The 7,574-nt window shown below is 67.8% G+C and carries 7 protein-coding genes; 1 reads left to right on the forward strand and 6 read right to left on the reverse strand.

The window, feature by feature from the left end; genetic code table 11:
- Positions 1–279 precede the first annotated feature (279 nt).
- The 6 genes from CH341_RS25585 to chpT form a co-directional block, all read right to left on the reverse strand.
- Positions 280–1,176: a CheR family methyltransferase gene (locus CH341_RS25585; protein ID WP_111421798.1), complete on the reverse strand. Its 897-nt coding sequence runs from the start codon at positions 1,174–1,176 to the stop codon at positions 280–282.
- Entirely contained in the window at positions 1,173–2,342 is a 1,170-nt protein-coding gene (locus tag CH341_RS25590; RefSeq protein WP_111421799.1) for a protein-glutamate methylesterase/protein-glutamine glutaminase, read from the reverse strand. Before CH341_RS25590 ends, CH341_RS25585 begins: the two co-directional genes overlap by 4 nt.
- A 72-nt stretch (positions 2,343–2,414) precedes the next feature.
- Positions 2,415–2,780, reverse strand: a complete 366-nt coding sequence (locus CH341_RS25595; RefSeq protein WP_111421800.1) for a response regulator — start codon at positions 2,778–2,780, stop codon at positions 2,415–2,417.
- A gap of 73 nt (positions 2,781–2,853) precedes the next feature.
- The gene (locus CH341_RS25600) at positions 2,854–3,318 is read right to left on the reverse strand and encodes a chemotaxis protein CheW (protein WP_170149805.1); all 465 of its coding nucleotides are present in this window, start codon (positions 3,316–3,318) and stop codon (positions 2,854–2,856) included.
- Between the two features lie 11 nt (positions 3,319–3,329).
- A complete protein-coding gene (locus CH341_RS25605) occupies positions 3,330–6,023 on the reverse strand; it encodes a hybrid sensor histidine kinase/response regulator (RefSeq protein ID WP_111421802.1) in 2,694 nt (897 codons plus the stop codon).
- A gap of 360 nt (positions 6,024–6,383) precedes the next feature.
- Positions 6,384–7,073, reverse strand: coding sequence for a histidine phosphotransferase ChpT (gene chpT / locus CH341_RS25610; protein ID WP_111421803.1), 690 nt, complete (start codon positions 7,071–7,073; stop codon positions 6,384–6,386).
- 111 nt (positions 7,074–7,184) lie between these two features.
- Here chpT and CH341_RS25615 point away from each other — a divergent pair.
- A partial coding sequence (locus tag CH341_RS25615; protein WP_281023630.1) for a 3'(2'),5'-bisphosphate nucleotidase CysQ family protein occupies positions 7,185–7,574 on the forward strand: 390 nt, incomplete at its 3' end.

Below are 7,574 nucleotides of genomic sequence, written 5' to 3' on the forward strand. Positions count from 1 at the left end.
CCGGTGGCTCACGACGTGCAGGGATTATGGATCCCGGGCTCTGCGCTTCGCGCCGCCCCGGGATGACGGGTGGGATTCTGCAAAGCGTCGCCTGCGCGGACGACGACGATCGAGACGCCGTGCCTCCGAACTCGTCTTGGCGCCGATGGGGTCGTGACCGGCGATGACGCTGGCCCGACGCGAGACACGCACCGCCCGGCGAAAACAAAAATGCCCGGCGCGAGCCGGGCATTTTTCAATCGGATGAGCCGTCCGCAGCGCGGTCGGCCGCCTGCCCTCTCAGCGGTTGCCGCCGAAATTCGCCGCGAGGCGCTGGGTGGCCGGCATGGCGAAGCCGGTGCTGGCCGGCTTGGCCGGGGCGGCGCCGACATTCGGGGCGTAGACGCCGCGCTGGTCGGGCACCGGCTTGAACGCATCGGTGAGGCCGACCACGGTCTCGGCGGCGCCGAGCACCAGGAAGCCGTCCGGCTCGGTGATCTTGCGGATCCGCTCCAGGACCTCGACCTTGGTGGGCTGATCGAAATAGATCAGCACGTTGCGGCAGAACACCAGGTCGAACGGGCCGAGGCTGGTGAAGTCGCCGAGCAGGTTGAGGGTGCGGTACTGCACCATCGAGCGGATCTCCTGGGAGATCTGCCAGGTCTCGCCGGTCTGCGTGAAGTACTTCAGCAGCATCTGGATGGGCAGGCCGCGCTGCACCTCGAACTGGCTGTAGACGCCGGCCTTGGCCTTGTCGAGAACCTCCATCGAGAGGTCGGTCGCCACCATCTCGATGCGCCAGCCGTCGAGCCGCGGCCCCATGTCCTTGAGGCACATGGCGAGCGAGTACGGCTCCTGGCCGGTCGACGCGGCGGCGCACCAGATGCGCAGCTTGCGCTTGCTCTCGCGCGACTTGAGCAGCGAGGGGATGATCGAGTTGCGGAAGTGGTCGAACGGGACCTTGTCGCGCAGGAAGAAGGTCTCGTTGGTGGTCATCGCCTCGACGACGGCGACGAGCAGGTTCTCCGAGCCCGGAGCTTTCAGCTTCTGCACCAGCTCGCTGAGCGAGCCGAGATTGTTCTTGCGGGCGATCGGCAACAGCCGGCTCTCGACAAGGTACTCCTTGTCGGCGGAGAGCATGAGGCCCGACCGATCCTTGAGAAGCCGGCGCAGGAAGTCGTAGTCGAACGGCGTCACGAGCGCTCTCCCGAGAAAATACGCGTTACTTTCTGGGCGATCTGCGGCAAGGGCAGGATTGCAGAGCACAACCCCGCCTGAGCGACCGCCCCCGGCATTCCCCACACGACGCTCGAGGCTTCGTCCTGAGCGATGACGCTGCCGCCCGCGGCGACCAGCTCGGCGGCGCCCTTCGCGCCGTCCGATCCCATTCCGGTGAGGATGACGCAGAGCGATGCGCCTCCCCACACCTGCGCAGCCGACACCAGCAGCGGATCGACGGCGGGCTTGCAGAAGTTCACCAGCGGACCGTCGCGCAGCACGATGACGGGCTGGTTGTCGCGCCGGGCCACCTGCATGTGGATCGCGCCCGGCGCCACATAGACGCGGCCGGCGACGACCGGCTCGCCGTCGACGCCCTCGCGAACCGTCTTGCCGCTGGCGCGCGACAGATGCTCGGCCAGGATGGTCGTGAAGGTCGGCGGCATGTGCTGGGTGATCAGCACCGGAACCTGGTCGATCACCCGGCCGAGCTGGGCGATCACCTCGTTGAGCGCCTGCGGTCCGCCCGTCGAGGAGCCGATCAGCAGCACGCGCGGCATCGTGTGCGAGAACGGGCGCAGCTTGCAGGGCGGCGCCTTGTCGGTGGCGAGCGCGTGGACGGCCGGACGGCCGAGGGCGGGCGCCGACGGCGCCGGCGTCGCGGGCGCCGGGCGCGGGCCGCGCATGCGGCGGCGGCGCTGACCGAGATGGCGCACCTTCTCGACCAGATCGCGCTTGAAGTCGGCCGAGGTGGTGACGCCGCGCGCGGTCTCGGGCTTCGGAATGTAGTCTGCGGCACCGAGCGACAGCGCCTTGAGGCTGACCTCGGCATTGTGGCGCGTCAGCGTCGACGCCATGATCACGACGAGGTCGCGCTTCTTGGCGAGGAGCTGGGGCAGCGCCGAGATGCCGTCCAGGACCGGCATCTCGATGTCCAGGATGGCGACGTCGGGATCGAGACGTTCGACCTGGTCGACGGCCTCCTGACCGGTGCGCAGCGAGGCGACGACCTCGAAGTCCGGCTGCTCCTCCAGCCAGCGGGCGATCAGGCCGCGCACCACGACCGAGTCGTCGACCACCATGACCCGGACACGGTCCCGGGCGGCGGACGTCGTCTTGGACGCGGATGTGACGGCGAGTGCCATAACACGAGATACTCGGTTACGCTGAAGAAGCGACGGACGTTGATTGCTGATTGCGCCGGAAGGCGGAGCCGGTCAGACCAGCCCGACTTCCTGGAACTTGGCCGCGACGATGTCCTTGTCGAACGGCTTCATGATGTATTCGTCGGCGCCGGCGTGCAGGGCACGGGCGATCTGCGCGACCTCGTTCTCGGTGGTGCAGAACACCACCTTCGGGCGGTCGCCGCCCGGCATCCGGCGCAGCGTGCGCAGGAACTCGTAGCCGTCCATGCGGGGCATGTTCCAGTCGAGCAGCACGGCGTCCGGCAGCTCGCGCTGGCAGGCGTCCAGGGCCTCCTGGCCGTCCTCCGCCTCGGTGATCGCGAAGTCCATCCCTTCCAGGATGCGCCGCGCCACTTTGCGGATGACGCTCGAGTCGTCGACAACCAAACAGGTCTTCATCGCGTGCCTCGTCTCTCTCGTGCACCGGCCGCGCATCTGCCGCCGGCGCACCCGCAATCGATCTCCGCCGCGGTCAGGCCGCGATGGCCTCGCCCATGTCGAGCACCCGGTCCACGTCGAGAACGACGAGGAGCTGGCCCTCCAACCGGTGAACGCCGGCCGAGACGCGGGCGAGCCGCGTGTCGAGATTGACCGGGTTCGGCTCGCGATTGTTCTCGTCGAGCTTGAGCACCTCGCCCACCGAGTCGATCAGCAGCCCGTAGGACTCGCCCTTCGACTCGATGCCGATCGCCATCGGCTTCCTGCCGTCCTCGCGCTTCGGCAGACCGAGGCGGCGACGCATGTCGATCGCCGTGACGATGCGGCCGCGCAGGTTCAGCACGCCGGCGATCTCCGGCTGCGAGAGCGGCACACGGGTGAGCCGCTCCAGCATGAACACGTCCTGGACGCGCGAGATCGGGAGCCCGAAGAGCTGCTCGCCGAGCATGACGGTGACGTACTCGGTGAGCATGTCGCCGGGATTGTTGTCGTTGGCCATCCTCGTCTCCATCACGCCGCCTCGGCGTGGGCGGTCTGTTCCTTGAGCGCCGCGATCAGGCCCGGCCGGTCGAACTTGGCGACGAAGTCGTGGAAGCCGACCTCGCGACCGCGCTCGATCGCCTCGGGCGAGGTCAGGCCCGACAAGGCGATGATCGGAACGTCCTTGGTCTCGGGATCGGCCAGCACGGCCTGGGCGAGGTCGAAGCCGTTCATGCCCGGCATGTCGATGTCGGTGACGACGACGTCGATGCGGCGCCCGGACTTGAGCACCTCCATGGCGTCCTCGGCCCCGCCCACCGTGGTGACGTGATAACCGGCCGCCTTGAGCACCGGCGTGAGCATGTTGCGGAAGAACGCCGAGTCGTCGACGAACAGCAGCGAGCGCGTCACCGAGCCGCCGAGGGCCTTGTCCTTGCGGCGCAGCCAGTCCTCGAAGGCGATGGGCAGGAAGTAGCCCATGTCGATGATCTCGGTGGCGTGGCCCTTGACGACCGCGGAGCCGAGCACGCCCGGAACCTCGCTCGACACCTCGATGTTGAGATTGTCCTCGACGATGTCGACGATCTCGTCGACCACCAGGCCCATCGAGCGTCCGTCGTCGGAGAACACCAGCAGCGGCTGGGTGCCCTGGGTGCGGATCTGCACCTCGTCGTTGACCCGCACCAGCGGCATCAGCTGGCCGCGATACTGGACGAGACGACGGTTGTTGGAGATCTCGATCTTGGTGGCGTCGATCTCCTCCAGGCGGGTGACCAGCGAGAGCGGCACCGCCTTGGGCTCCGGCGAGCCGGCGCGGAAGACCAGCAGCGAGGTGGTGTTGTCCTGGCCGACGTGATGCTGGACCGCGTTGGCCTCCTCGGACTGCGTCGTCGCCGTGGCGATGGTGCCGAGCGCCCGCGCGATCCCGTTCGGGTCGATGATCATGATCACCGAGCCGTCGCCCAGGATCGTGTTGCCCGAGAACATCGCGATGTGACGCAGCTTGGTCGACATCGGCTTGACGACGATTTCCTCGGTGTGGAAGACGCCGTCCACCACGATACCGAAGGTCTGGTTGCCGACCTGCGTGACGACGATGAAGCCGTTCTCGGCGTCGTTCGTCGACCCGGCCTGCACCTCGCCCTCGTCCATCTTGAGCAGGCTCTTGAGCCGGATCAGCGGCAGCAGCTTGTTGCGCAGCCGAAGGACGGGCGTGTCCTTGATCCGCTCGATCTTGTGCTCCGAGTTGGTCTGCGCCCGCACCAGCTCGACGACCGAGAGCTGCGGGATGGCGAAGCGGTCGCCGCCGGCCTCGACGATCAGGGTCGAGACGATGGCGAGCGTCAGCGGGATCTTGATGATGAAGCTCGACCCGGAGCAGTCCACCGACTTGACGTCGACGGTGCCGCCGATCTGGTCGATGTTCGAGCGCACAACGTCCATGCCGACACCGCGGCCGGACACGCTGGTCACCTTGGCGGCGGTCGAGAAGCCGGCCGCGAAGATGTACTTGTGGATCTGCGCCTCGCTCATCTTCTCGATCTGGGCTTCGGTGGCGAGCCCGCTCGAGATGGCCTTGGCCTTGATCTTCTCGGTGTTGAGACCGCGTCCGTCGTCGGCGATCTCGATGATGATGTGGCCGCCCTCGTGATAGGCCGAGAGGCGGATCGTGCCCTTCTCGGGCTTGCCGAGCGCGCGGCGCTCGGCCGGCGTCTCGAGCCCGTGGTCCGCCGAGTTGCGGACCATGTGGGTGAGCGGATCCTTGATCAGGTCGAGCACCTGGCGGTCGAGCTCGGTGTCGGCGCCGTGCATCTCGAGCTCGATCTGCTTGTTGAGCTCGGTCGCGAGGTCGCGGACGATGCGGGGCAGTTTCTGCCACGCGTTGCCGATCGGCTGCATGCGCGTCTTCATGACGCCTTCCTGCAGCTCGGCCGTGACGTTGGAGAGCCGCTGCAGCGGCACCTTGAACTCGGAGTCCTCGTGGCGGCGCACGATCTCCAGGAGCTGGTTGCGGGTGAGCACCAGCTCGGAGACCATCGTCATCAGATGCTCGAGGGTCTCGACATTGACGCGGATGGACTGGTTGGCGACCTTCGAGTCGCTCTTCTCGTCGTCGCTCTTCTCGGCCGGAGCCGACATCGCGGCGGCCGCCTTGGCGGCGTTCGGGACGCTGGAGGGCGGCGTGAACTTCGGCCCGGGCGTCTCGCGGAAGGCGCGCTCGAGCTCGTCGAGCGAGACCTCGCCGGGGCGCAGCTGGCGCTCCAGGACCTGATAGGTCAGCTCGCCCGTGGTCTCGGGAGCCGTCGCGGCCGGCGCGGCCTCGGCCGGGGCCGCCTTGGCGGGCGCCGGCGCGTTGATGGCGAGCCGCTCGAGCTCGTCGATCAGATCGCGATCCTGGCCGGCGGGCTCTTCCTGGTTCTGCTCCAGATCGTCGAGGATCGCCTTGATCCGGTCGATGGTGGAGAGGATCAGCGTCACCGCCTCGCCCGTGACGGACGTGCCGTCGCGGAACTTGCCCATCACGGTCTCGGCAGCATGCGCCAGCGCTTCGAGGCGGGGCAGCCCGAGGAACCCGCAGGTCCCCTTGATGGTGTGGACAAGCCGGAAGATGTTGTCGAGGATCTTGGCGTTGTTCGGATCCTGCTCGAACCGCACGAGCTCGACGTCGACGACGTCGAGACTCTCGTTGGTCTCGGTCAAGAATTCCCGGAGCAAGTCGTCCATCGGATTAAAACTCGCGTTACAGGCTCGGGCAGCCCGGGGAAGAATTCGGGAGCACGTGCATCCTGTTGGGAAAGCGTTTAAGTTTCGTTTCGGCAAAGGTGTCGGTCTGTTCGATCGGGACGAATAAACCGCCGACGTCGCCGCGCCACGCGAGCGTGCGGCTCGCTCAAGGCGTCGCCGCACCAAGGGGAATTGTTGAAAATTAGAGCAAAAATGTCGGCGGGTTCGGCGCCGTTAATCGGCTGTTAAGCGGCCCGGCGCGGCACCGGCGCGACCAAAATAATTTCGCCCGCGGCGACTGGCGCCGCGACCGACTAACTCGCGGAACAGCTTGAAATAACCCGATCTTACGAGATCGCGTCAGCCGACCTCGGCGGTCTGCTCGGCGCTCGCCGGCGTCGTCGCCCTGATCACGATGGCGTCGCCCTCGGTGGAGAAGCTGACGCCGAGACCGCAGGCGCGCGCCAGCAGTCCGGCGTAGAACGGCTGGACCGCGTGCGCGTCGATCGCCGGGTCGTCCGGCGTGCCGGAGACCAGCAGCGGCAGGTGCGGCGGCACGCGCGCATTGATGCCCCGCGTCTCCACCTTGAAGCCCATCGTCTCGCCGTCGCCGATCGGGTCGAGCGTCAGCGTGCCGCCGCGCGGGATCGTGTGGCCGGCGAGCAGCAGCAGGTTGAGCACCAGCTTGACGCGATTCTTCGGCAGCAGCAGGCGCGGCAGGCTCCAGGTCAGCTTGACCTTCTCGTCCTCCAGCGCCCCGCGCGCCACCTTCTCGGCGTCGCCGAGATCGATCTGCGCGCCGGCCGAGCCGGACGCCCCGAAGGCGATGCGGCAGAACTGCAGCCGGGCCGAGACCCGGATGGCGCTCTTCTTGATGAGGTCGAGCGCGAAAGCCTTGGTCTCCTCGTCCTGGGCGTCCTCGAGCACCTCGAGGCCGTTGACGATCGCGCCGGAGGGACTGATCAGGTCATGGCAGACCCGCGAGCACAGCAGGGCCGACAGGTCGAGCGGATCGAGAGTCGCTGCGCCGGAGGTCGCTGCGCTGGACATCGGGTCTATTCTCCGCGGGCCACCGAATCGGCGCCGCGCCGCGGTGGTGCGGTGTGATACACCGGCGCGAAGCACCAAGGCAAACCACTGTTCACCATGACGTGCGGACCGATGCTCCCGACCGACGACGCCCTCCTGGCCGCCCTCACGACCCTGGTCTCGCGGGCCGGCCGCGCCATTCTCGACGTGTCGCGCGACGCCCTCGCGGTGCGCGAGAAGGCCGACCACAGCCCGGTGACGGCGGCCGACAGTGCCGCCCAGGAGGTGATCGCCGAGGGGCTCGCCCGGCTGCTGCCCGGGGTTCCGGTGGTGTCGGAGGAAAGCGACGACAATGCCGGCCGCGGCTTCGGGGCCGCGACCTTCGTCCTGGTCGACCCGCTCGACGGCACCCGCGAGTTCGTCAAAGGCATCGACGAGTACACGGTCAATGTCGCGATCGTGGAGGCGGGACGGCCGACCGCCGGCCTGGTCTTCCTGCCGGCCCGCGGCGCGCTCTATCGC

It is taken from the genome of Rhodoplanes roseus, from assembly GCF_003258865.1.
GTDB lineage: Bacteria > Pseudomonadota > Alphaproteobacteria > Rhizobiales > Xanthobacteraceae > Rhodoplanes > Rhodoplanes roseus.

Coding starts and splice junctions, on each gene's coding strand:
- CH341_RS25590 (WP_111421799.1), bottom strand. CDS start 2,342: ATGGCACTCGCCGTCACATCCGCGTCCAAGACGACGTCCGCCGCCCGG.
- CH341_RS25595 (WP_111421800.1), bottom strand. CDS start 2,780: ATGAAGACCTGTTTGGTTGTCGACGACTCGAGCGTCATCCGCAAAGTG.
- CH341_RS25600 (WP_170149805.1), bottom strand. CDS start 3,318: ATGGCCAACGACAACAATCCCGGCGACATGCTCACCGAGTACGTCACC.
- CH341_RS25605 (WP_111421802.1), bottom strand. CDS start 6,023: ATGGACGACTTGCTCCGGGAATTCTTGACCGAGACCAACGAGAGTCTC.
- chpT (WP_111421803.1), bottom strand. CDS start 7,073: ATGTCCAGCGCAGCGACCTCCGGCGCAGCGACTCTCGATCCGCTCGAC.